The sequence below is a fragment of the Bradyrhizobium sp. MI1.3 genome, assembly GCF_055811695.1.
Map to the genome: position 1 here is coordinate 47,632 of NZ_JBVVPQ010000038.1, position 23,375 is coordinate 71,006.

The 23,375-nt window shown below is 64.4% G+C and carries 19 protein-coding genes; 6 read left to right on the forward strand and 13 right to left on the reverse strand.

The genetic code is table 11. The features are described from left to right. Positions 1 to 45: 45 nt before the first annotated feature. From AC0L3A_RS25400 to zapE, 8 genes are all read right to left on the reverse strand, one after another. Positions 46 to 807 (reverse strand): SDR family oxidoreductase, encoded by a 762-nt coding sequence (locus AC0L3A_RS25400; RefSeq protein WP_088941101.1) that lies wholly within the window; start codon positions 805 to 807, stop codon positions 46 to 48. Between the two features lie 52 nt (positions 808 to 859). After that, entirely contained in the window at positions 860 to 2,104 is a 1,245-nt protein-coding gene (odhB, locus tag AC0L3A_RS25405) for a 2-oxoglutarate dehydrogenase complex dihydrolipoyllysine-residue succinyltransferase (RefSeq protein ID WP_473255393.1), read from the reverse strand. 182 nt (positions 2,105 to 2,286) lie between these two features. Beyond that, positions 2,287 to 5,256 carry a 2-oxoglutarate dehydrogenase E1 component gene (locus AC0L3A_RS25410; protein ID WP_473255394.1) on the reverse strand — a complete coding sequence of 990 codons (2,970 nt, stop codon included), beginning with the start codon at positions 5,254 to 5,256 and terminating at the stop codon, positions 2,287 to 2,289. A gap of 137 nt (positions 5,257 to 5,393) precedes the next feature. After that, positions 5,394 to 6,278: a succinate--CoA ligase subunit alpha gene (gene sucD, locus AC0L3A_RS25415; RefSeq protein WP_354169817.1), complete on the reverse strand. Its 885-nt coding sequence runs from the start codon at positions 6,276 to 6,278 to the stop codon at positions 5,394 to 5,396. A 34-nt stretch (positions 6,279 to 6,312) separates the two neighbouring features. Then, entirely contained in the window at positions 6,313 to 6,792 is a 480-nt protein-coding gene (locus AC0L3A_RS25420; RefSeq protein WP_007598873.1) for a DUF1579 family protein, read from the reverse strand. A gap of 4 nt (positions 6,793 to 6,796) precedes the next feature. Further along, entirely contained in the window at positions 6,797 to 7,993 is a 1,197-nt protein-coding gene (sucC, locus tag AC0L3A_RS25425; protein ID WP_007598871.1) for an ADP-forming succinate--CoA ligase subunit beta, read from the reverse strand. Positions 7,994 to 8,210: 217 nt separating this feature from the next. Next, positions 8,211 to 9,179, reverse strand: a complete 969-nt coding sequence (gene mdh, locus AC0L3A_RS25430; RefSeq protein WP_007598869.1) for a malate dehydrogenase — start codon at positions 9,177 to 9,179, stop codon at positions 8,211 to 8,213. Positions 9,180 to 9,441: 262 nt separating this feature from the next. Continuing rightward, positions 9,442 to 10,626, reverse strand: coding sequence for a cell division protein ZapE (gene zapE / locus AC0L3A_RS25435; RefSeq protein ID WP_007598866.1), 1,185 nt, complete (start codon positions 10,624 to 10,626; stop codon positions 9,442 to 9,444). 139 nt (positions 10,627 to 10,765) lie between these two features. Here zapE and AC0L3A_RS25440 point away from each other — a divergent pair, with 139 nt between their 5' ends. Then, positions 10,766 to 11,020: a type II toxin-antitoxin system VapB family antitoxin gene (locus AC0L3A_RS25440; protein ID WP_007598864.1), complete on the forward strand. Its 255-nt coding sequence runs from the start codon at positions 10,766 to 10,768 to the stop codon at positions 11,018 to 11,020. A 68-nt stretch (positions 11,021 to 11,088) separates the two neighbouring features. Here the strand turns inward: AC0L3A_RS25440 and thpR are convergent, their stop codons facing one another. Next, positions 11,089 to 11,625, reverse strand: coding sequence for an RNA 2',3'-cyclic phosphodiesterase (thpR, locus tag AC0L3A_RS25445; protein ID WP_007598862.1), 537 nt, complete (start codon positions 11,623 to 11,625; stop codon positions 11,089 to 11,091). 174 nt (positions 11,626 to 11,799) lie between these two features. Beyond that, the gene (locus tag AC0L3A_RS25450; RefSeq protein WP_473255396.1) at positions 11,800 to 12,435 is read right to left on the reverse strand and encodes an arylesterase; all 636 of its coding nucleotides are present in this window, start codon (positions 12,433 to 12,435) and stop codon (positions 11,800 to 11,802) included. A gap of 55 nt (positions 12,436 to 12,490) precedes the next feature. On the opposite strand from AC0L3A_RS25450, the gene AC0L3A_RS25455 reads away from it, so the two are divergent. The 4 genes from AC0L3A_RS25455 to AC0L3A_RS25470 all read left to right on the forward strand — a co-directional run bounded on the left by AC0L3A_RS25455 (position 12,491) and on the right by AC0L3A_RS25470 (position 17,658). Beyond that, a complete protein-coding gene (locus tag AC0L3A_RS25455) occupies positions 12,491 to 13,213 on the forward strand; it encodes an ABC transporter ATP-binding protein (protein WP_007598857.1) in 723 nt (240 codons plus the stop codon). Next, complete coding sequence (locus AC0L3A_RS25460; RefSeq protein WP_473255395.1) at positions 13,210 to 15,780, forward strand: ABC transporter permease; 2,571 nt, start codon at positions 13,210 to 13,212, stop codon at positions 15,778 to 15,780. Before AC0L3A_RS25455 ends, AC0L3A_RS25460 begins: the two co-directional genes overlap by 4 nt. 270 nt (positions 15,781 to 16,050) lie before the next feature. After that, positions 16,051 to 16,842: a Bax inhibitor-1/YccA family protein gene (locus AC0L3A_RS25465; protein WP_007598855.1), complete on the forward strand. Its 792-nt coding sequence runs from the start codon at positions 16,051 to 16,053 to the stop codon at positions 16,840 to 16,842. Positions 16,843 to 17,127: 285 nt separating this feature from the next. Continuing rightward, on the forward strand, positions 17,128 to 17,658 hold the full coding sequence (locus AC0L3A_RS25470) for a GNAT family N-acetyltransferase (RefSeq protein WP_007598854.1): 531 nt from the start codon (positions 17,128 to 17,130) through the stop codon (positions 17,656 to 17,658). A gap of 93 nt (positions 17,659 to 17,751) precedes the next feature. On the opposite strand, the gene AC0L3A_RS25475 is transcribed toward AC0L3A_RS25470, so the two are convergent. The 3 genes from AC0L3A_RS25475 to acnA form a co-directional block, all read right to left on the reverse strand. Further along, positions 17,752 to 18,120: a DUF2794 domain-containing protein gene (locus AC0L3A_RS25475; RefSeq protein WP_007598853.1), complete on the reverse strand. Its 369-nt coding sequence runs from the start codon at positions 18,118 to 18,120 to the stop codon at positions 17,752 to 17,754. Positions 18,121 to 18,716: 596 nt separating this feature from the next. Beyond that, entirely contained in the window at positions 18,717 to 19,493 is a 777-nt protein-coding gene (locus AC0L3A_RS25480; protein WP_007598850.1) for a DUF1223 domain-containing protein, read from the reverse strand. 234 nt (positions 19,494 to 19,727) lie between these two features. Next, complete coding sequence (acnA, locus tag AC0L3A_RS25485) at positions 19,728 to 22,448, reverse strand: aconitate hydratase AcnA (RefSeq protein WP_007598848.1); 2,721 nt, start codon at positions 22,446 to 22,448, stop codon at positions 19,728 to 19,730. 242 nt (positions 22,449 to 22,690) lie between these two features. Here acnA and ccmA point away from each other — a divergent pair, with 242 nt between their 5' ends. Beyond that, positions 22,691 to 23,293, forward strand: coding sequence for a heme ABC exporter ATP-binding protein CcmA (ccmA, locus tag AC0L3A_RS25490; protein WP_007598847.1), 603 nt, complete (start codon positions 22,691 to 22,693; stop codon positions 23,291 to 23,293). Positions 23,294 to 23,375: the final 82 nt, after the last annotated feature.

The window sequence follows — 23,375 nt, forward strand, 5'->3', positions numbered from 1 at the left end:
CCGTAAGTTTAGCGTTGAGGGATGTGTCAGCGTCCGCGCGGCGCGTCAGCGTCCGCCGGACACATCGAGAATGGCTGAGGTGACGTAGGAGGCCTCGTCCGACATCAGCCAGACGATGGCATTGGCGACTTCATCGGCAGTACCGACGCGCTTCATAGGCACCATATGGGCCAGACGATGGGCGCGGTCGGGCTCACCGCCGGCAGCGTGGATTTCGGTGTCGATCAGGCCGGGCCGGATGCCCGCGACACGAATGCCCTCGCCGGCAACCTCATGGCCGAGGCCGACGGTGAAGGAATCGATCGCGCCCTTGGACGCGGCATAGTCGACATAGGTGTTCGGCGCGCCGAGCTTGGCAGCAACCGACGACAGATTGACGATGACGCCGCCCTGGCCGCCGTGCCTGGTCGACATCCGCTTCACCGCTTCGCGCGCGCAGAGGATGGAGCCGGTGACATTGACCGCCATCACGCGCTGGATGCGCTCGGCCGACATCTCGTCGACGCGCACGCCGCTGGTCCCGACAATACCGCCATTGTTGACAAGCGCCCCGAGCGTGCCGAACGCGTCCGCGGCCTTGAACAGCGCCAGGATATCGCTTTCCTCGGCAACATCGCATTTCACCGCGATGGCCTTGCCGTTGCTGGCCGCGATCTCGGCGACCACCTCGTCGGCGGCGGTCTTGTTGCTGGCATAGCCGACCACGACGCGAAAGCCGCGCGCGGCCGCCGCAATCGCGGTCGCCCGCCCGATGCCGCGGCTGCCGCCGGTGATGACAACGACTTTATCCGTCACGCGCGTCTCCATGGTTCGACACGCGCCGTCGCGTAAGGCGACGGCGCTCGCAGAGCATCAGCGATCAGAGATCGAGCACCAGGCGCGCCGGATCTTCCAGGCTCTCCTTGACGCGAACAAGGAAGGTCACGGCTTCCTTGCCGTCGATGACGCGGTGATCGTAGGACAGCGCCAGATACATCATCGGGCGGACCTCGATCTTGCCGCCGACGACCATCGGCCGCTCCTGGATCTTGTGCATGCCGAGAATGCCGGACTGCGGCGCGTTCAGGATCGGGGTCGACATCAGCGAGCCGTAGATGCCGCCGTTCGTGATGGTGAAGGTGCCGCCCTGCATCTCGTCGATCTTGAGCTGGCCGTCACGGGCGCGGCGGCCGAAATCGGCGATGCCCTTCTCGATGTCCGCGATCGACTTGTTGTCGCAGTCGCGCACCACGGGCACGACGAGGCCCTTGTCGGTGCCGACGGCGACGCCGATGTGGTAGTAGTTCTTGTAGATCAGGTCGGTGCCGTCGATCTCGGCGTTGACGGCCGGGATGTCCTTCAGCCCCTGCACGACGGCCTTGGTGAAGAAGCCCATGAAGCCGAGCTTCGAGCCGTGCTTCTTCTCGAACGCATCCTTGTAGTGCGCACGCAGCGCCATGACGTTGGTCATGTCGACCTCGTTGAAGGTCGTGAGCATGGCGGCGGTGTTCTGCACGTCCTTGAGGCGGCGCGCGATGGTCTGGCGCAGCCGGGTCATCTTGACGCGCTCTTCGCGGGCTGCGTCGTCGGCCGGCGAGGGTGCGCGAACCTGGACCGCTGCGGCCGGCTGGTTGACCGGGGTCGGCGCCGAGGCCGCACGCTCGATCGCGGCGAGCATGTCGCCCTTGGTGACACGGCCGTCCTTGCCGGAGCCGGGAACGGTCGAGGCGTCGATGCCGGTCTCGGCCGAGAGCTTTCGCACGGAGGGCGCGAGCGGCGAGTCGGCCGGCGGTGCTTTCGACGCGGCCGGGGCGGCGGATGGAGCCGCCGCGGCGGGAGCAGGCGCGGGCGCGGCAGCCGGCTTGGCGGGCGTCTTTGCGACGCCGGCCGTGCCCTCGGTGATCTGTCCGAGCAGCGCACCGACCGCAACGGTCGTGCCATCTGCGGCGATGATCTCGCTCAGCGTGCCCGCGGACGGCGCCGGGACTTCGATGGTGACCTTGTCGGTCTCGAGCTCCACCAAGGGCTCGTCGACGGCGACGGGATCGCCGGCCTTCTTGAACCAGCGGCCGATGGTGGCCTCGGTGACGGATTCGCCGAGGGTCGGCACACGAATTTCAGTCATGGTCTTTTCCTTAAGGAGATCGCCAATGCGGTCGGGAATTTTCAGGTGTCATCGGCCTGCGAAAAGCAGGCCATCCAGCAAGCCGAAACGTTCGCATTCACGACGGACGCCACGGTTTGCCGGATGCCCCGCTCCAGTGCGCCATGGCACACAAGGCGGGGCATAACGCAGCTCGAAAAAGTTCAGCTCAATGCTTCGTCCAGGAACGCCTTCAGCTGCGCCTGATGCTTCGACATCAGACCTGTGGCGGTCGCGGCGGAGGCGGCGCGGCCGACGTAACGCGGACGCCGGCTCGCACCGTTCACCTGGTTCAGCACCCATTCCAGATAGGGCTCGATGAAGTGCCAGGCACCCATGTTGCGGGGCTCTTCCTGGCACCACACCACTTCGGCCTTCTTGAAGCGCGACAGCTCGGCCACCAGCGCCTTGAGCGGCACCGGATAGAGCTGCTCGATGCGCATCAGGTAGATGTCGTCCATCCCGCGCTTCTCGCGCTCCTCGTAGAGGTCGTAATAGACCTTGCCCGAGCAGAGCACGATGCGGCGGATCTTCTCGTCGGGCACGAGCTTGACCGCTTCGCCCGGCAGCATCTGGGCGTCGTCATACAGGATGCGGTGGAAGGTCGTTCCCTTCGCGAGCTCCTCGAGGCGCGACACCGCCCGCTTGTGACGCAGCAGCGACTTCGGCGTCATCACGATCAGCGGCTTGCGGATCTCGCGATGGAGCTGCCTACGCAGCACGTGGAAGTAGTTCGCCGGCGTGGTCGGATAGACCACCTGCATGTTGTCTTCAGCGCACATCTGGAGATAACGCTCCAGACGCGCCGAGGAATGCTCCGGTCCCTGGCCCTCATAGCCGTGCGGCAGGAGGCAGACGAGGCCGGACATGCGCAGCCATTTGCGCTCACCCGAGGAGATGAACTGGTCGAACACGACCTGCGCGCCGTTGGCGAAGTCGCCGAACTGCGCTTCCCACAGAGTCAACGTGTTCGGCTCGGCGAGCGAGTAGCCGTATTCGAAGCCGAGCACGGCTTCTTCCGACAGCAGCGAGTTGATGACCTCGTAATGGCCCTGCTCGTGACCGAGATGGTTGAACGGCGTGTAGCGGCTCTCGTCTTCCTGGTCGATCAGGACCGAGTGGCGCTGCGAGAAGGTGCCGCGCTCCGAATCCTGCCCTGACAGGCGGACATGATGGTTCTCGTTGAGCAGCGTGCAGAACGCCAGCGCCTCGCCGGTCGCCCAGTCGATGCCCGTGCCGCCGTCGATCGCCTTGGCGCGGTTTTCGAGGAAACGCTGGATGGTGCGGTGGACGCGGAAACCGTCCGGCACCTTGGTAATCTTGCGACCGATGTCCTTCAGTGCGGCGATGTCGACGCCGGTAACGCCACGCCGCGCGTCTTCTTCCTGATCCGCGATCTTGAAGCCGGCCCATTTGCCGTCGAGCCAGTCGGCCTTGTTGGGCTTGTAGCCGGAGCCGGCTTCGAGCTCGGCATCGAGCCGCGCGCGCCAGTCGGCCTTGGCCTTCTCGACCTCGCCCTCGGTCAGCACGCCTTCGCTGATGAGGCGGCGGGCGTAGAGCTCGAGCGTCGACGGATGGGCCGCGATCTTCTTGTACATCACCGGCTGGGTGAAAGCCGGCTCGTCGCCCTCGTTATGGCCATGCCTGCGGTAGCAGAACATGTCGATGACGACGGGCTTGTGGAATTTCTGCCGGAACTCGGTCGCGACCTTGGCCGCGAACACGACGGCTTCCGGATCGTCGCCGTTGACGTGGAAGATCGGCGCGTCGATCATCTTCGCCACGTCCGACGGATACGGCGACGAACGGGAATAACGCGGATAGGTGGTGAAGCCGATCTGGTTGTTGACGATGAAGTGCACGGATCCGCCGGTGCGGTAGCCCTTCAGGTCCGACAGGCCGAAACATTCCGCGACCACGCCCTGGCCGGCGAACGCGGCGTCGCCATGCATCAGCAGCGGCATCACCGAGATGCGCATATCCGGCGGATCGCCGTGCTGATCCTGCTTGGCGCGGACTTTTCCGAGCACCACGGGATCGACGATCTCGAGATGCGAGGGGTTGGCGGTCAGCGACAGATGGATGCGGTTGCCGTCGAACTCGCGATCCGAGGACGCGCCGAGGTGATATTTGACGTCGCCCGAGCCTTCGACCGCATCAGGATTGGCCGAACCGCCCTTGAACTCGTGGAACAGCGCGCGGTGCGGCTTGCCCATCACCTGGGTCAGCACGTTGAGGCGGCCGCGATGCGGCATGCCCAGCACGACTTCTTTCACGCCGAGATTGCCGCCACGCTTGATGATCTGCTCGAGCGCGGGAATCAGCGATTCGGCACCGTCCAGGCCGAAGCGCTTGGTGCCGGTGAACTTGGTGTCGCAGAACTTCTCGAAGCCTTCGGCCTCGACCAGCTTCATCAGGATGGCGCGGCGGCCTTCGCGGGTGAAGGAGATTTCCTTGTCCGGCCCCTCGATCCGCTCCTGAATCCACGCCTTCTGCGCCGCGTTGGTGATGTGCATGAACTCGACACCGAGCGTCTGGCAATAGGTGCGCTCGCAGATCGCTGTGATTTCGCGCAAGCTGGCGTATTCGAGACCGAGCACATGGTCGAGGAAGATCTTGCGGTCGAAATCGGCTTCGCTGAAGCCGTAGGTCCGCGGATCGAGCTCTTCGCGATTGCGCTGGGCTTCGATGCCGAGCGGATCGAGCTTGGCGTGGAAGTGGCCGCGCATGCGGTAGGACCGGATCAGCATCAGGGCCCGGACCGAGTCGCGGGTGGCCTGGAGCAAATCGGCGGAGGAGAGGCCGCCGCCCTTGTCGCCACCCTTGGCCTGCGCTTTGGCCGCGATCTTGGCGCCGACCGTCTTCTCGACTTCCGCCCAATTGCCGTCGAGCGCGGAGGTCAGATCGTCCTGCGGGGTCAGCGGCCAATTGGCGCGCTCCCAGGACGGTCCTTGGGCGTTCTTGCTGATGTCACCCGGCTGGTCGTTGAGGCTCTTGAAGAAGTCCTGCCACTCGGCATCCACCGAGGACGGGTCCTTCTCGTAGCGGGCGTAGATTTCGTCGATGTAGGTGGCGTTGGTGCCCTGCAAAAAGGAGGAGAGGGCAAAGGCTGCGTTCGCGTCTTGGCGAGACATACTTGAGTTCCTGGCGATTTCGGTTCGCGCATAACAAACGGCGCTGGCGCTGGGCTCCCCGGCAGAGGACCAGCGCGACAGGCACCATTTACCCTATTTGCTGCGAAACTTCGCCCGGAAAATTACGAAGGTGTGAATCAGGCTTTCAATTTTTCGGCAAGCGTGTGGCCGAGGCGAGCGGGAGATGGCGACACTGTAATTCCAGCCGATTTCATCGCGTCGGTCTTGGAACCGGCGTCACCCTTGCCGCCCGAAATGATCGCGCCGGCGTGGCCCATGCGGCGGCCGGGAGGGGCCGTGACACCGGCGATGAAGCCGACCATCGGCTTCGTGCGGCCGCGCTTGGCCTCGTCCTTGAGGAACTGGGCGGCGTCTTCCTCGGCGGAACCGCCGATCTCGCCGATCATGATGATCGACTCGGTCTTGGGGTCGCCGAGCAGCATTTCCAGCACGTCGATGAACTCGGTTCCCTTGACCGGATCGCCGCCGATGCCGACCGCGGTGGTCTGGCCGAGGCCTTCCTGGGTGGTCTGGAACACGGCTTCGTAGGTCAGGGTCCCCGAGCGCGAGACGATGCCGACGCTGCCGGTCTTGAAGATGTTGGCCGGCATGATGCCGATCTTGCACTCGCCGGCGGTCATGACGCCCGGGCAGTTCGGCCCGATCAGGCGCGACTTGGAGCCGGCCAGCGAGCGCTTCACGCGGACCATGTCGATGACCGGGATACCTTCCGTGATGCAGACGATCAGCGGGATCTCGGCATCGATGGCTTCGCAGATCGCATCGGCCGCGCCCGGCGGCGGCACATAGATCACTGATGCATCGGCGCCGGTCTTCTCACGCGCCTCGCGCACGGTGTCGAACACCGGCAGGCCGAGATGCGTCGCGCCGCCTTTGCCCGGCGAAGTGCCGCCGACCATCTTGGTGCCATAGGCAATCGCGGCCTCCGAGTGGAAGGTGCCGTTCTTGCCAGTAAAGCCCTGGCAGATGACCTTGGTGTTCTTGTCGATCAGGATGGACATGAGGTCTGCTTTCGCGAAACTAACGAGTGAGAGGTCAGTGGATGCGGCGGTAGACGCCGGTGAGCACGTCGGCCCAGCCTTCCGCGTCCGGCGAGAACTGGATCTTCAACGAATAGGAATCGTCGTCGATGATTTCATAGACGTGGCGCGCATTGCCGCGGAGCGAGCCGCGCACCAGCGTCAGGGTCTTGCCGACCCACCCGCCGGAGGCGGGCGAGGGCGGCGTGTAGCCGAGCGAATCGTACCAGAACAATTTGTAGGTCCGGTCTTCGCGGTCGAAGGTGAAGATGCCGTGGGTGGCGAAGCTCTGCTTGCCGTCGCGGGTCTGGACCGAGTCCTGGATCAGATAGAAGCCATTGAGATCCATGTGGGCCACGACGTGAGAGGTCGCCGTCCCGCCCTCCGTCCAGCGCGACGGAAAGACCACCTCTTCGCCATTCCATTCACCGGCGAACGCGGCAAGACGCGCGTGCTCCGGCAGCGGGGATGATGCAGCGAGATGGTCCTGGGTCATGGCCTCAGCCTTCCTTGACGGCCTTCACGATTTTCTGCGCGGCGTCGTCGAGATTGTCGGCCGGCACCACGTTCAGGCCGGATTCACGGATGATCTTCTTGCCCAGCTCGACATTGGTGCCTTCGAGGCGAACCACCAGCGGCACGCTGAGGCCGACCTCGCGCACGGCGGCCGTGACGCCCTCGGCGATCACGTCGCACTTCATGATGCCACCGAAGATGTTGACCAGGATGCCCTTCACGTTGGGATCCGCTGTGATGATCTTGAAGGCGGCCGCGACCTTCTCCTTGCTGGCGCTGCCGCCGACGTCGAGGAAGTTCGCCGGCGCCATGCCGTAGAGCTTGATGATGTCCATCGTCGCCATCGCGAGGCCGGCGCCGTTGACCATGCAGCCGATATTGCCGTCGAGGGTGACGTAGTTGAGGTCGTGTTTCGACGCTTCGATTTCCTTGGCGTCTTCCTCGGTCTCGTCGCGCAGCGCGAGCACCTCGGGGTGACGGAACAGGGCGTTGTCGTCGAACGACACCTTGGCGTCGAGCACGCGGAGCTGGCCCTGCTTGGTCACGACCAGCGGGTTGATCTCCAGCATCGACATGTCCTTGGCGACGAACGCCGCGTAGAGCTGCGCGGTGAGCTTCTCGGCCTGCTTGGCGAGATCGCCGGAGAGTTTCAGCGCGTTCGCGACGGTGCGGCCGTGATGGCCCATGATGCCGGTCGCGGGATCGATCGAGAAGGTCACGATCTTCTCAGGCGTGTTATGCGCGACGTCCTCGATGTTGACGCCGCCCTCGGTCGACACCACGAACGAGACGCGAGAGGTCTCGCGGTCGACCAGGATCGAAAGGTAGAATTCCTTGTCGATGTCGGAGCCGTCCTCGATGTAGAGGCGGTTGACCTGCTTGCCGGCGGGGCCGGTCTGGATGGTGACGAGCGTGGCGCCGAGCATCTGCTTGGCGAATTCGGAAACCTCCGCGGCCGACTTGGCGATGCGGACGCCGCCCTTGTCGCCGGCCGAGGCTTCCTTGAACTTGCCCTTGCCGCGGCCGCCGGCGTGGATCTGACTCTTCACAACCCAGACCGGGCCCGGGAGTGCCTTTGCCGCCGCGTCCGCATCGGCCGCCTTCAGGACCGGAACGCCCTTGGAGATCGCGACGCCGAACTCGTTCAGCAGCGCTTTGGCCTGATATTCATGGATATTCATATGGTCGCTCCCTGAACCCGCGGGCGGTGACCTCGTAGGCCCACCTCAGTCTTGTGGCTGGCATACCATATACCACAGGAACTGCAACCCGGATTCTCTGACATCGATCTCTGGACTTGCGGACCAGGACCCGCCCCAACCTTAAACAAGGTTTGGCGGACCCCGGAAATGAAACCGCCGAAGACCGGTTTTCGATCTTCGGCGGAATGTTTCGACCTTAGCGGCCCAGAAGATCGGGTGCGATCTTCTTGCAGGCATCAACCAGACCCTGCACCGCGCCGACCGACTTGTCGAAGGCTTCGCGATCCTTGCCGACGAGCTCGATCTCGACGACGCGCTCAACGCCCTTGGAGCCGATCACGACGGGCACGCCGACATACATGTCCTTCACGCCGTATTCGCCGTTCAGGTAGGCGGCCGAGGCCAGCACGCGCTTCTTGTCACGCAGATAGCTCTCGGCCATCGCGATCGCGGAAGCCGCCGGCGCGTAGAAGGCCGAGCCGGTCTTGAGGAGGTTGACGATCTCGGCGCCGCCGTTGCGGGTACGGTCGACGATCTCGTCGAGGCGCGCCTGCGAGGTCCAGCCCATCTTGACGAGATCGGGCAGCGGGATGCCGGCGACCGTGGAGTATTTTACCAGCGGCACCATGGTGTCGCCATGGCCGCCCAGCACGAAGGCGGTGACGTCTTCGACCGAAACGTTGAACTCGTCGGCCAGGAAGTAGCGGAAGCGCGACGAATCCAGCACGCCGGCCATGCCGACGACCTTCTTGTGCGGCAGGCCGCTAGCCTTCTGCAGCGCCCAGACCATCGCGTCGAGCGGGTTGGTGATGCAGATGACGAAAGCGTCGGGGGCGTATTTCTTGATGCCGGCGCCGACCTGTTCCATGACCTTGAGGTTGATCGAGAGGAGGTCGTCGCGGCTCATGCCGGGCTTGCGCGGCACGCCGGCGGTGACGATGCAGACTTTTGCGTTGTCGAGCGCCTCGTAGGAGTTGGCGCCGGTGTAGTGCGCGTCAAAGCCGTCGACCGGCGAGGACTGCGCGATGTCGAGCGCCTTGCCCTGCGGCACGCCCTCGGCGATGTCGAACATCACCACGTCGCCCAGCTCTTTCAGGCCGATGAGATGAGCCAGCGTTCCGCCGATCTGACCGGAGCCAATCAAAGCAATCTTGTCGCGCGCCATGTGAACCTGTCCTTTAGACACGTAAGGAGGGGAAAACTGAGACGGGTGGTTATCCCTTTCGCCTCCCCCGTTCAAGTCACGGGTTGCCCAATTGTCGGGCTTGCCGGGATAGCAGCCAGAATACCCAGGCTGTCATTCCGGGATGCGCCAACAGGCGCAGGCCCGGAATCCATGAGGCGGTAGAGTCGGCGGCAGGATGGATTCCGGGCTCGCGACTTCGTCGCGCCCCGGAATGACGCCGGAGAAGATGGTGAAATAGGACTTAAGTCTCCACCAACCCCTTGGTCGAACCGCTGGCGGTGGAATCCTTGCGACCGTGGGGCAGTGCCAGATAGGATTCCGAGCTCATTTCGATCAGGCGCGAGGCGGTGCGCTTGAACTCGTTGGCCTCGTTGCCCTCATTGGCGAGATAGAGCGAGATCGGGTTGGCATCGGCCGAGGCCATCAGCTTCACGGCATTGTCATAGAGCGTGTCGATCAGCGTAATGAAACGCTTGGCGGCGTTGCGCTGGGAGAAATCCATCACTGGAATATGGTCGACCAGGATGGTGTGATAGTCGTGCGCCAGCCTGAGATAGTCGGATGCCCCGAGCGGCTTCTCGCAGAGATCGGCGAACGCGAAGCGCGCCACGCCGTGGGCCGAGCACGGCACGTGCAGGATGCGGCCCTTGATCGAAATATCGCGCGACTTGCATTTGGCGCTGCCTGACATCTTCGACCAGGCGCGGTCGAGCGCGGCGTCGGCCTCGGTGTCTGCCGGCGTCAACCACATCGGCACGCCCTGAAGCTTTTCCAGCCGGAAGTCGGTGCGCGCGTCGAGCCGCAGCACGTCCATGTGGTCGGTGATCTGTTTGATAAAGGGCAGGAATAGCGAACGGTTCAGACCGCCCTTGTAGAGGTCGTCAGGCGCGACGTTGGAGGTCGCAACCACCACGGTGCCGAGCTCCAGCAGCTTTGCGAACAGGCGGCCGAGGATCATCGCGTCCGCGATGTCGGTGACGTGGAATTCGTCGAAACAGAGCAGCCAGCTCTCCTCGAAGATCGCATGCGCCGTCAGCGCGATGACGTCGCCGTCGGCGATCTCGCCGCGGGCGATGCCCTGGCGAAAATCGTAGATGCGCTCGTGCACATCGGCCATGAATTCGTGGAAATGCGCGCGCCGCTTGTGCTCGACGGTCGAGTGCTGGAAGAACAGATCCATCAGCATGGTCTTGCCGCGGCCGACCTCGCCATGGACGTAGAGCCCATGCGGCGCCTCGTCCTTGTCGCTGCTGAACAGGCGGCTGAGCAGGCCCTGCTTGCGCTGCGGCTTGTAATCGGCGAGCCGCTGGTCGAGCGCCGCATAGGCGTCGGCGATTTCGGCCTGCGCAGCGTCGGGCTCGATCGCGCCGGACGCGATCTGGGCCTGATAGGCTTCGCGGAATGAGGAACTGGGGGTCGAGAGCATGCTCTTTACCGCCAGAGATGAGCGGAAATTGCAACTCCGTATTGGCGCAAGGGCTTATGCGCTCCGCCCACATCCACGTGGTCGGAGGCGAATAATTGAGATATCACAGGGCTAAAGCGGCTACTTTGAGGTTCCTGGCATGGCCCTTAGTATCGAGGACTCCGAGGTCGAACGGCTCGCGAGGCGTCTGGCGCAACTCACTGGCGAGACGGTTGCTCTTGCTACGAAGCGAGCTATCGAAGAGCGCCTCAGGCGCATCGACAATCAGTACTGCAAAACTGCTCTTTTGGAGGATATGGCCGCAATCCGTCGACGCTGGAGCGAGCTGCCTGTGGTAGCCGACCGGATGCCCGACGAAATAGTAGGATACGACGAACACGGATTGCCATTCTGACTTCAGTCGATGCTAGGCATCTACGCGCCATATGGGTCGGCGTCGCTCCGTCTTCTGCGAGCCAAGACTCACTCACACAACTCATAAGCGTCCTCGACCACATACGGGCCGCCGCCCGTCGATGCGCGGGACGAGAACAGCACGAAACGTTCGGCCGTGAACGCCTTGCTGGGAAAATAGCCGCGCAGCGAAAGATAATCGGCGACGTCACGGTCGGTGGCGTCGTGCAGCCGGGCCAGCGTGACATGCGGGATGAACTTGCGGCCTTCAGGGTCGAGGCCGATCCGCTGCATCAGGCGCTCGAGCTCGGCCTGCAATTCCATCAGCGGCTTGCTCGGCACGATGGTGGCGACCACCGCGCGCGGCTTGCGTCCGCCGAAACTCTGCAAACCCTGCACCTTCACCTCGAACGGCTTGCGGTCGACGCGAAACAACATCGAGGCGATTTCGTTGGCGGACATGCCATCGATATTGCCGATGAAGCGCAGGGTGACGTGATAATTTTCGGGATCGATCCAGCGGGCGCCGGGAAGGCCGCCCCGTAAATTGGAAAGCGACTGGCCAATCTCGGCCGGAATTTCCAGACCAGTGAACAAACGCGGCATCGTTTCGCGCTCCCGATGCTTGGGCATGATCCCAGGGCAAGATCATATCCAAATTTTAGAGCCGGCGACGAATCACCGGTACCTCAATTCCTATCGCAGTTGTGTGACTCTGCGAAGCATCGCGCGCCTCACCCCGGTAAAACCCTGGGAATTACGGTTAGCGTTGCCTGCTTTTCAACGCCGCTGCTCAGCTATCGTGCCAATGAATGCCTCAACCGTGGGCAAGATATTCCTGACGATGATGTCGACGCCGGCCGCGGTCGGATGAATGCCGTCGGCCTGGTTGAGCTTGGCATCAGCCGCGACACCGTCGAGAAAAAACGGATAGAGCGGCACGCCGAATTTTTTCGCCAGATCCGGATAAATCGAATTGAAGCGCGCGGCATAGTCCGCGCCGTAATTCGGCGGCGCCAGCATACCGCACAGCATCACCGCGATCTTGCGCGCCTTGAGGCGCTGGACGATCTCGGTCAGCGCGGTGCGCGTCAAATCGGGATCGATGCCGCGCAGCGCATCGTTGGCGCCGAGCTCGATGATCACACCGTCGGTTCCGTTGGGGACCGACCAGTCGAGCCGGTCACGGCCCCCCGAGGAGGTGTCGCCGGACACCCCGGCATTGGTCATGTCGACGTCTATGCCTTTGGATTGCAAGGCTTTTTGAAGCCTAGTGGGGAACGCTTGCTGGGCCGGGAGGCCGAGGCCGGCGCTCAAGGAATCGCCGAGAACCACCAGCTTGATCGGTTTCGCCGCCTCGGCCCATGCCGGATTTGGCACCGTCATCAAAGCGAGCATCAACACGGCTATGTGCATGAACAATCCGTAACGCCTCTCGACCGCGCGTGCGGAGTTGCCATATGACCGGACCATGGACACTCGCATCTCTTCCTCTTCGCTCGCCGACAGTTCGGCGGACACCATCGCCATCTCCAACGTCAATCTGTCATTGGGTACGGGCGCGGCACGCGTTCACATTCTCAAGGATATCAGCCTGCGCGTCGGCCGGAGCGAGACGATCGGCCTGATCGGCCCGTCAGGTTCGGGCAAATCCACGCTGCTGATGGTGATGGCGGGGCTGGAGCGTCCTGATAGCGGAGAGGTGGTGGTCAGCGGCACGCCTTTCAATGCCCTCGACGAGGACGCGCTGGCCCGCTTCCGCGGCCGCCAGGTCGGCATCGTCTTCCAGTCCTTCCATTTGATCCCGACCATGACCGCGCTGGAGAACGTCGCGGTGCCGCTCGAGCTTGCGGGCAATCCCGACGCCACAAAGCGCGCGGCGCAGGAGCTGCAATCGGTCGGGCTCGGCGACCGTCTGCATCACTATCCGACGCAGCTCTCCGGCGGCGAGCAGCAGCGCGTCGCGCTGGCCCGCGCGCTGGCACCCGATCCCGCGATCCTCGTTGCCGACGAGCCGACCGGCAATCTCGACGAAGCCACGGGACAACAGATCGTCGACCTGCTGTTCAGCAAGCATGCCGAGCGCGGCATGACGCTGGTGCTGGTCACGCACGATTCCTCGCTCGCGCATCGCTGCGATCGCGTGATCCGCCTGCGCTCCGGGCGCATCGACACGCAGTCGGCGCCGGCATGAGCCTCGCTGCTGAACCGTTTGCGAAGCCCAATGGCGTTGCGCTGTCGCTGCGCTACGCGCTGCGCGAATTGCGCGGCGGCCTGCGCGGCTTCTACGTCTTCATTGCCTGCATCGCGCTCGGCGTGATGGCGATCGCCGGCGTCGGCTCGGTCTCGGCGAGCCTGAGCGACGGCCTCGCCCGCGAGGGCCGTACGCTGCTCGGCGGCGACGTGTCCTTCGTCTTGTTTCAGCGCGAGGCGAAGCCGGAGGAAGTCGCCTTCCTGCGTTCGCGCGGCACCGTCTCGAGCGCCGCCACACTGCGCGGCATGGCGCGCTCGGCCGAGGGCAAGCTGGCGCTGGTCGAGATGAAGGCCGTCGACGACACCTATCCGATGCTGGGACAGCTGACGCTGGCGCCGCCGCTGCCGATGTCCGACCTGCTCGCAGAGCACGACGGCGCGTTCGGCGCGGCCGCCGATCCGACGCTGCTGGCGCGGCTGTCGCTCAAGACCGGCGATCGCGTCACCGTCGGGGCTGCGACGTTCCAGATCCGCAGCGCCGTCGAAGCCGAGCCCGACAAGCTCGCCGGCGGCATCGGCTTCGGCCCGCGCTTCCTGATCAGCGAAGCGGGCCTGCGCGCCACGGGGCTGGTCCAGCCCGGCAGCCTGGTGCGCTGGGTCTACCGTGTGAAGCTGCCGGAGATCGCCAACGGCGAGCGCGCCACCGAAGCCTTCATCGCGGATTCGCGCAACGCTGCGCCGCAGGCCGGCTGGGAGGTCCGCAGCCGCTCCAACGCCTCGCCGCAGCTCGAGCGCAACATCAACCGCTTCACGCAGTTCCTGACGCTGGTCGGCCTCGCCGCGCTGCTGGTCGGCGGCGTCGGCGTCGCCAATGCCGTCAAGGCCCATATCGACCACAAGCTCGAGGTGATCGCGGCCTTCAAGGCCGTCGGGGCCACCGGGCGCGACGTGTTCGGCATCTATCTCGCCCAGGTTCTCCTGCTCGCCGCGATCGGCTCGCTGATCGGCCTCGCGCTCGGCGCCGCCATGCCCTTCGCAATCGTCGGCCTGTTCGGCAAGCTGCTGCCGCTGCCGGTGGTGCCGGCGGTGCATGCCGCCGAACTCGCGCTGTCGTTCGTCTATGGGCTGCTTACGGCGCTTGCATTCGGCCTGTGGCCACTCGGGCGGGTGCACGACGTGCCGGTGGCCGCGCTGTTCCGCGACACCGTCAGTTCGGAATGGCACCGGCCGCGCCTGGGTTATGTCGTGTTCATGGGCGTCGTGGTCGCACTGCTGATCGCCGTCGTGATCGGATTGTCTTTCGACAAGCGCATCGCCGCGGTGTTCGTGGCCTCCTCCGTGGTCGTGTTCGCCCTGCTGCGCGGCATCGCCGCCCTGCTGATGGGCATCGCGCGGCGGCTGCCGCGCACGCGGTGGCCGATGCTCCGGCTCGCGATCGCCAACATCCACCGGCCGGGCGCGCTGACGCCCTCCGTCGTGCTGTCGCTGGGGCTGGGCCTCGCGGTGCTCGTCACCATCACCCAGATCGACGGCAATCTGCGCCGGCAGTTCCTGGCAGCACTGCCCGAGCACGCACCGTCGTTCTTCTTCATCGACATTCCGAGCACGCAGGCCGAGCAGTTCGACTCATATCTGCGCCAGCTCGCCCCTGGCGCGAAGGTCGATGACGTGCCGATGCTGCGCGGGCGCATCGTCGGAGCCCGCGGCGTCCGCGCCGAGGAGCTCAAGCCCAGCACCGATTCCGAGTGGGTGCTGCAGAGCGACCGTGGCCTGACCTATACCGCCGAGCTGCCGAAGGGCTCCAAGGTGGTCGAGGGCGAGTGGTGGAGCGCCGATTATTCCGGCCCGCCGCTGGTTTCGATGGAGAAGAAGATCGCGGACGGACTCGGCCTCAAGCTCGGCGACGAGGTCGTGGTCAATATCCTCGGCCGCGACATCCCCGCGAAGATCAGCAATCTGCGCAGCATCGACTGGCAGGGCCTCGGCATCAATTTCGTCCTCGTGTTTTCGCCGAACGCGTTCAAGGGCGCGCCGCACACCCACATCGCGACGCTGACGGAAGCCGGCGGCGATGCGGCCGGCGACGGCAAGATCATCAGGGAGGTGGCTGACGCCTATCCGATGGTGACGAGCGTGCGCGTGCGCGAGGTGATGGAGACGGTCGGCTCGGTCGTGACCAACCTGGCGCTGGCGATCCGCGGCGCCAGCGCGGTGACCCTGATCTCGGCGATCCTGGTGTTGGGCGGCGCGCTCGCCGCCGGCCATCGCCACCGGGTCTACGATGCTGTAATCCTCAAGACCCTGGGCGCGACCCGGCTGCGGCTGCTCGGCGCCTATGCCCTCGAATACCTCCTGATTGGCCTCGCTACGGCGGTGTTCGGCGTTTTCGCCGGCAGCGTCGCGGCCTGGATGATCGTGACCCGGCTGATGACCCTCACTTTCGTCTGGCAGGGCGGCAGCGCCGCCGGCGTGGTCGCGGCTGCCTTGGTCGTCACGGTCGGCCTCGGGCTCGCCGGCACGCTGCTGGCGTTGAACAAAAAGCCCGCCACGGTGTTGCGGAATTTGTGACAAATGGTAGCGGGCGGCGGCACGGGAGCGAAATCGCACGATTCCGGCGATTAACCACGTCCGCTCGTCTGGATTGCAGGGAAGGGCGACATTCAGCCGCGCGTGGACGGTTGCAGCGGATGTGTTAGTTTCCCACATATCGAGTGGGTTCGGAGCCCCGATTGTTAGCCAAAATTTAGTCGGCAGACATCGGTATCCGAGATAGAGTTTGACGAACCGGCGGCATGGCGACCCTCATGCCGGACCGGACCAACCAACGGGAATTCGACCATGTCGGACCTAGACCGCAATTACGCTTCTCCTTTCGGCAGGGCCGCCGGGCGTGTTGACGCCGCGACGGTCGATGCCGGCCTGCGCGCCTACATGCTGCGCATCTACAACTACATGAGCATTGGCCTCGCCATCACCGGCTTGGCCGCGCTCGGCGTCTACATGGCCGCCGTGACGGATGTTCCGACCCCGGAAGCCGTCCGCGTCGGCAAGCTGTTCCTGACGCCGTTCGGCTACGCGATGTTCGTCAGCCCGCTGAAGTGGCTGTTCATGCTCGCGCCGCTCGCCATGGTGTTCGTGATCTCGGCGGGCATCAACCGTCTCGCTCCCTCGACCGCCCAGATCCTGTTCTGGGTGTTCGCGGCGCTGATGGGCGTCTCGCTGTCCTCGATCTTCCTGGTGTTCACGCACACCTCGATCGTGCGGGTGTTCTTCATCACCGCGGCGACCTTCGGCGCGCTCAGCCTCTACGGCTACACCACCAAGCGTGACATGAGCGGAATGGGTTCGTTCCTGTTCATGGGCCTGATCGGCATCGTGATCGCGAGCCTGGTAAACCTGTTCCTGGCGAGCTCGGTGCTGCAGTTCGTGGTGTCGGTGGTCGGCGTGCTGGTGTTCGCGGGCCTCACGGCCTGGGATACCCAGCGGCTGAAGAACGACTACATCTACGGCTACGCCTCGGCCGGCGGTGACATCGCAGAGCGTGCGGCCATCACCGGCGCGCTGTCGCTGTACCTGAACTTCATCAACCTGTTCACGCTGCTCCTGCAGCTCCTCGGCCAGCGCGACTAAGCGCTGAGGCGAGAGGACGGACACGAACCCCGGCCGAAAGGCCGGGGTTTTTGTTTGGGTGGGCCGGACGTCGTCATCGCCTGCCTTGTGCGCAATTGCGCACTGGGGCGGGCGATCCAGTACGCCGCAGCGGCTCTGTTCTTGCTGCACTGTTTCGGAGTACTGGATGCCCCGCCTACGCGGGGCATGACAGCGGAGAAGATGGAGGCTGCTTCGCTCGCAATGACGACGTGGGGAGGCGGTTCGCCTCTTCCAGCCGTCCCAGGAAGGCTCTAATCTTGCGGCATGTCCGCACCCGATATCAGGCCCACCATTGAGGCCGACCTTCCCGCCATCACCGCCATCTACCAGCAGGCTGTCCGCGAGGGCACCGCGACGTTCGAGCTGGAGCCGCCCGATCTCGCCGAGATGACGCGCCGCTACCGTACGCTGATCGACGGCGGCTACCCCTATTTCGTCGCCATCCTCGACGGGCGCGTCGCCGGCTACGCCTATGCCGGCGCCTACCGGCCGCGGCCGGCCTACCGCTTCACGGTCGAGAACTCGATCTATCTCGATCCGTCCTTCCACCGCCGCGGCATCGGAGCGCTCCTGCTGGAGCGGCTGATCGTCGAGTGCGAGGCGCGCGGTTTCCGCCAGATGATCGCCGTGATCGGCGATTCCGCCAATGCGGGTTCGATCGGCGTGCACAGCAAGGGCGGCTTCAAGATGATCGGCACGCATCCCAGCGTCGGGCTGAAATTCGGCCGCTGGCTGGACACGGTGATGATGCAGCGGGATCTTGGCGAGGGCGCGAAGAGCGTGCCGGGGAAGTAAGGCCCGTAGCCCGGGTGAGCGAAGCGATACCCGGGAAGGCTGCAAGCAAAGACCCGGATGTCGCTACGCTCATCCGGGCTACTGGATCCCTGCTCACACCACCGCCAATTTGCGATCGATCACCAGGAGCACGCGCTCCAGTTCGTGGCCGCGGCGCAGGATCAAGCCCGTCGCCGAGATCACGCTGTACATGCCCTGCTTGCGCGCGAGGCGCGGATCCTTCTCGATACGATAAATTGGCACTTCCGAGGCGCGGCGGAAGACCGAGAACACGGCGCGATCCCTGAGGAAGTCGATGGCATAGTCGCGCCACTCGCCGTCGGCGACCATCCGGCCGTAGAGATTGAGAATACGGTGCAGCTCGAGCCGGTTGAACGTCACGCGGCTCAGCTGCGCATTCGAAGCGGCGGGGCGCGCCGCCGCGCGCTGTTCGCTCGGATCGGCATCCTCCGACAGACTCATAGGTCGCCTCCTGTCGCATCAGCATGACCGCGTCCGCGAAGAACCGTCCCCGGAACCGCGGATCATGACAGTTGCATGATCGCGCCAACTGTTCCCCACCGCAAGGGGCCCCTGGAAGGACACTGGACCGGAGCAAACCGCCCACACGCAGCGGTGGAACTCTGTCGCGGCAAACCGTCACGGGATCGTTAGCAGGAATCATAGTGTCGCCGCTTTTCCGCCAAGCGACTGCCGCCCTGCATTGCGAAAAGACTTGTGTGCGTTGACCCGGTCCTTTCGGTTCCGGATTCCTCAGCCCCCAGCCCCCCGGGGCCGTCAGGATCGGGTCTGTTCGCACGACAAGGAGGGCCAACGCGAGTTGGTCCTTTTTTGTTTGGGTCGGTTTTGTCTGTGTCGGGATGTTTCTGCCTCGACGCATATCTCACCATCTCCGCACAAACTCTCTCCCCTCATCCTGAGGAGCCGCGAAGCGGCGTCTCGAAGGATCGAGGCCGAGCTGCCTCAGTAGGGCCTGCATGGTTCGAGACGGCGCTGACGCGCCTCCTCACCATGAGGATTGAGAGCGTGCTTGAGTCGGAAGATTCGAAGTGTGCGCGTCAGTGCAGCGACGTATACGCCGCGCCCAGCATCGGGCCCGGCTTCTCGCGGCTGCCGTCCTGAACATAGACCACGGCACCGTCGACGCCGTCGCGCGTGAGGTTCTCGATCGGCACCGTCCAGCTTTCCGGACGGCCGGTCCAGTCGCCGACCTTGAGCAGGTTGCGCACCACGTTGTGATAGATGACCTGCTGTCCACGATTTTCGCCGCGGCTGATCGCGATCGGCACCGATTTCGCAATCGAGCAGATCCAGACCTCGCCGTGGGACACGGTCGGCTCGTTGCTCGCGGCCACCGAGACGTTGATCTGCTTGCCCGCGAGCGACATCGTCACCGGCACGCTCATCACGCCCGTGCCCGTGTCGGTTTTGCCGATCGCGCTTTCGATGCCGGTGCGGTCGCTGCCGACGACATGCGTGGAGCCGTTGACCACGACCTGCGGTGTGTAGACTTCGCGATCGCCGCGCATGCGCGAATAGGCACGCTGCCGTGCAGAGAAGCGCGAATCGGCCAATGTGTCCTTCCAGCCGAGATAGTCCCAATAGTCGATCGGCATGCTCAGCGCGATGATCGAGGGATCGCGGGCGAGGTCGCCGATGATCTTGTCGGCCGGCGGGCAGGAGGAGCAGCCCTGCGAGGTAAACAATTCGACAACGGCGCGGGGATCAGCCTCGGCAGGACGGATGACGGCGACGATCGCACAGAGACCAAGAGCTCCCGACCAGAGGGCGCCGGACCAGCGTGAAACCAGATGAGAAGCCGTCATTGTTGTCATGTCGAACGCCGTACACCATTGCTCGTGAGAGGGAAATCTTACCGCCGGATGGTCACCGTAGTCTTACGGGCCTCACACTTTCGTCCGCCAAAGTAACCGTCCAAAGCGTGGGGTTCTCCGCCGGGCGGGCCCATCTGAAGCCTGCCGCAAACGCGTGAAGGCGGCCTTGTGATAGGCCGCCTTCGTGTAACCTACTACTCACTTCGCAGTGAGCCACCGTTCACAAGTCCGCGCTTACGCCGCGAGCTTGCGCAGCACGTAGTGCAAGATGCCGCCGTTGCGGTAGTATTCCAGCTCGTCCAGCGTATCGATGCGGCAGAGCAGCGAAACGCGCTGCAGCGAACCGTCGCCGGAGACGATCTCCGCGGTCAGCTTCTGGCGCGGCTTGAGCTCGCCGACGAGGCCGCGCAGCGTGACCTTCTCGTCGCCCTTCAGACCGAGCGACGACCAGGAGGTGCCGTCCTCGAACGTCAGCGGCAGCACGCCCATGCCGACCAGGTTGGAGCGGTGGATGCGCTCGAAGCTCTGGCAGATCACGGCGCGCACGCCGAGCAGACGCGTGCCCTTCGCGGCCCAGTCGCGCGAGGAGCCGTTGCCGTATTCGGCGCCGGCGAACACCACCAGCGGCACCTGCTCCTGCTGGTACTTCATCGCGGCGTCGTAGATCGACATCTGCTCGCCGTCTGGCCAGTGTTTTGTCAGACCGCCCTCAGGGATATTTCCATCCGCGCCCTTGAGCATGAAGTTCTTGATGCGGATATTGGCGAAGGTGCCGCGCATCATGACTTCATGGTTGCCGCGCCGCGTGCCGTACTGGTTGAAGTCGGCCGGACGTACCTGGTGTTCGCTGAGATATTTGCCGGCGGGCGAGGTGAGCTTGATCGAACCGGCCGGCGAGATGTGGTCGGTGGTGATCTTGTCGCCGAACATGGCGAGGATGCGGGCCTCGACGATGTCGGTGACCGGCTCCGGCTCCTTCTTCATGCCTTCGAAATAGGGCGGGTTCTGCACATAGGTCGAGCTCATGTTCCAGCGATAGGTCTCGCTCTCGACCGTCTTGATCTTGCGCCAGTTGGTGTCGCCCTTGAACACATCGGCATACTTCTTCTTGAAGATCGACGCGGTCACGAACTTCTTCATGAAGGCGTTGATCTCCTTCGTCGTCGGCCAGATGTCCTTCAGGTAGACCGGCTTGCCGTCCTTGCCTTCACCGAGCGGTTCGATGGCGAGGTTCTTGGTGACGGTGCCCGCGAGCGCGTGGGCGACCACGAGCGGCGGCGAGGCCAGATAGTTCGCCTGCACGTCCGGCGAGACGCGGCCTTCGAAGTTGCGGTTACCGGAGAGCACGGCAGCCGCGACAATGCCGTTGTCGTTGATCGACTTCGAGATCTCCTCGGGCAGCGGACCGGAATTGCCGATGCAGGTGGTGCAGCCGAAACCGACCAGGTTGAAGCCGACCTTGTCGAGATCGGCCTGGAGACCGGAATCGGCGAGATAGGCCGCCACCACCTGACTGCCCGGGGCGAGCGAGGTCTTCACCCACGGCTTTGCCTTGAGGCCCTTCGCGGCGGCGTTGCGCGCCAGCAGACCGGCGCCGATCAGCACGCTCGGGTTCGAGGTGTTCGTGCAGGAGGTGATCGCGGCGATGACGACGTCGCCATGGCCGATGTCGAACTTCTTGCCCTCGACGGCAAAGCGCTTCGCCGGCTCCTCGGCCTTCTTGTATTCGGTGGCGAGCGCGAGCGAGAAGCCCTCGGCCACGGACGGCAGCGCAATGCGGCCTTCGGGGCGCTTCGGACCGGCCATCGACGGCACGACGTCACCGAGGTCGAGCGTCAGCGTCTCCGTGAACACCGGATCGGCCGACTTGGCGGTGCGGAACAGCCCTTGCGCCTTCGCATAGGCCTGCACCAGCGCGACGCGCGCCGAGGCGCGGCCGGAGGTCTTGAGATAATCGAGCGCGGCGGCGTCGACCGGGAAGAAGCCGCAGGTCGCGCCATATTCGGGCGCCATGTTGGCGATGGTCGCCTTGTCGGCGACCGAGAGATGGTCGAGGCCGGGGCCGAAGAACTCGACGAACTTGCCGACAACGCCGAGCTTGCGCAGCATCTGCGTCACCGTCAGCACGAGGTCGGTCGCGGTGACGCCTTCCTTCATCGCGCCCTTCAGCTTGAAGCCGACGACGTTGGGCAGCAGCATCGACAGCGGCTGGCCGAGCATGCAGGCTTCGGCCTCGATGCCGCCGACGCCCCAGCCGAGCACGGCGAGACCGTTGACCATGGTGGTGTGGGAATCGGTGCCGACCAGCGAGTCGGGATAGGCGACCTCGAAGGTGCCGGTCTTCTTGCCGACCGTCATCTTCTCCTTCTTGGTCCAGACCGTCTGGGAGAGATATTCGAGATTGACCTGGTGGCAGATGCCGGTGCCGGGCGGCACGACGGAGAAGTTCGAGAACGCCTTCTGGCCCCATTTCAGGAACTCGTAGCGTTCCTGGTTCTGCTTGTATTCCTCGGTGACGTTCTTGCCGAACGCCTTGTTGTCACCGAAGAAGTTCACGATCACGGAGTGGTCGATGACGAGGTCGACCGGCACCAGCGGATTGATCTTCTCGGCATCGCCGCCAAGCTTCTGCATCGCGTTGCGCATCGCGGCGAGATCGACCACGGCGGGGACGCCGGTGAAGTCCTGCATCAGCACGCGCGCCGGGCGGAAGGCGATCTCATGCTCCAGCGACTTCTTGCGCAGCCACTTCGACACCGCGACGATGTCTTCCTTCTTGACCGAGCGGCCGTCCTCGTTGCGGAGCAGGTTCTCGAGCAAGACCTTCATCGAATAGGGGAGTTTCGAAATTCCCTTCAGACCATTCTTCTCGGCCGTGGGCAGGCTGTAATAGACATAGGTCTTGGCGCCGACCTTGAGGGTCTTTTTGCATTTGAAGCTGTCGAGCGAGGTCATGTAGGAAATCCCAATTGTTAGTTATACCCGGCAGGGTATTTTAACACCGTCAGCGTAGGCAGGCTGAGTCGCTTGCAGGGGCAGGTTGAGTTGCTGCATCAAGTAGTTCCGGGCTTATAGAAGCTTTCTAACCGCGCCGCCACAGCCACAAACGTGCCGCGGCAATCCGCGAGCCAAAAATTCCCATACGCTACCCCAAGTTTTCCTGAGGCCTGACGTTGAGCGGGCTGGTACGAGGCGAGATGCAGCTTTCCGGACATGGGGTCACATGCGTGCGGGGCGGCCGCGAGGTGTTTGCCGGGCTCGATTTCGGGGCCGGCTCCGGCGAAGCCGTGGCGGTCGTGGGCCGCAACGGATCGGGCAAGACCTCGCTGCTGCGGCTGATCGCGGGCCTGCTCATTCCGGCGGGCGGCACGATCGCGCTGCACGGAGGTGACGCCGAGCTGACATTGCCGGAGCAATGCCATTATCTCGGTCATCGCGACGCCCTGAAGCCAGCCCTGAGCGTGGCGGAGAATCTGACGTTCTGGGCCGATTTCTTGGGCGGCGAGCGTTTCGACGCCGGCGAGAGCCTCGCCACCGTCGGGCTCGACCATGCCGCCGATCTGCCCGCCGCCTTCCTGTCCGCAGGCCAGCGCCGCCGGCTCTCGCTGGCCCGCCTGCTGACCGTCCGCCGGCCGGTCTGGCTCTTGGACGAGCCGACCACGGCACTGGATGTCGCGGGCCAGGACATGTTTTCCGGATTGATGCGCGAGCACTTGGCGCGCGGCGGCCTGATCGTCGCCGCCACCCACGCCCCCCTCGGGATCGATTCGCGGGAGCTGCGGATCGGGGGTGCGGTGTGATTCCGATGGACCCTCAGTTTTCCGAGCGGCGGGGTGCCGCTCTCTCCGTTCCCTCCCCCCTTGTGGGGGAGGGTCAGGGAGG

Bases quoted from the DNA above. Each gene is read 5' to 3' on its own strand.
- AC0L3A_RS25420 (WP_007598873.1), bottom strand. From the start codon at position 6,792: ATGACCCAGGACCATCTCGCTGCATCATCCCCGCTGCCGGAGCACGCG.
- zapE (WP_007598866.1), bottom strand. From the start codon at position 10,626: ATGCTCTCGACCCCCAGTTCCTCATTCCGCGAAGCCTATCAGGCCCAG.
- sucC (WP_007598871.1), bottom strand. From the start codon at position 7,993: ATGAATATCCATGAATATCAGGCCAAAGCGCTGCTGAACGAGTTCGGC.
- AC0L3A_RS25480 (WP_007598850.1), bottom strand. From the start codon at position 19,493: ATGACAACAATGACGGCTTCTCATCTGGTTTCACGCTGGTCCGGCGCC.
- AC0L3A_RS25460 (WP_473255395.1), top strand. From the start codon at position 13,210: ATGAGCCTCGCTGCTGAACCGTTTGCGAAGCCCAATGGCGTTGCGCTG.
- odhB (WP_473255393.1), bottom strand. From the start codon at position 2,104: ATGACTGAAATTCGTGTGCCGACCCTCGGCGAATCCGTCACCGAGGCC.
- AC0L3A_RS25470 (WP_007598854.1), top strand. From the start codon at position 17,128: ATGTCCGCACCCGATATCAGGCCCACCATTGAGGCCGACCTTCCCGCC.
- thpR (WP_007598862.1), bottom strand. From the start codon at position 11,625: ATGCCGCGTTTGTTCACTGGTCTGGAAATTCCGGCCGAGATTGGCCAG.
- AC0L3A_RS25450 (WP_473255396.1), bottom strand. From the start codon at position 12,435: ATGCACATAGCCGTGTTGATGCTCGCTTTGATGACGGTGCCAAATCCG.
- sucD (WP_354169817.1), bottom strand. From the start codon at position 6,278: ATGTCCATCCTGATCGACAAGAACACCAAGGTCATCTGCCAGGGCTTT.
- AC0L3A_RS25465 (WP_007598855.1), top strand. From the start codon at position 16,051: ATGTCGGACCTAGACCGCAATTACGCTTCTCCTTTCGGCAGGGCCGCC.
- mdh (WP_007598869.1), bottom strand. From the start codon at position 9,179: ATGGCGCGCGACAAGATTGCTTTGATTGGCTCCGGTCAGATCGGCGGA.
- AC0L3A_RS25400 (WP_088941101.1), bottom strand. From the start codon at position 807: ATGGAGACGCGCGTGACGGATAAAGTCGTTGTCATCACCGGCGGCAGC.
- AC0L3A_RS25440 (WP_007598864.1), top strand. From the start codon at position 10,766: ATGGCCCTTAGTATCGAGGACTCCGAGGTCGAACGGCTCGCGAGGCGT.
- ccmA (WP_007598847.1), top strand. From the start codon at position 22,691: ATGCAGCTTTCCGGACATGGGGTCACATGCGTGCGGGGCGGCCGCGAG.
- AC0L3A_RS25475 (WP_007598853.1), bottom strand. From the start codon at position 18,120: ATGAGTCTGTCGGAGGATGCCGATCCGAGCGAACAGCGCGCGGCGGCG.
- acnA (WP_007598848.1), bottom strand. From the start codon at position 22,448: ATGACCTCGCTCGACAGCTTCAAATGCAAAAAGACCCTCAAGGTCGGC.
- AC0L3A_RS25455 (WP_007598857.1), top strand. From the start codon at position 12,491: ATGGACACTCGCATCTCTTCCTCTTCGCTCGCCGACAGTTCGGCGGAC.
- AC0L3A_RS25410 (WP_473255394.1), bottom strand. From the start codon at position 5,256: ATGTCTCGCCAAGACGCGAACGCAGCCTTTGCCCTCTCCTCCTTTTTG.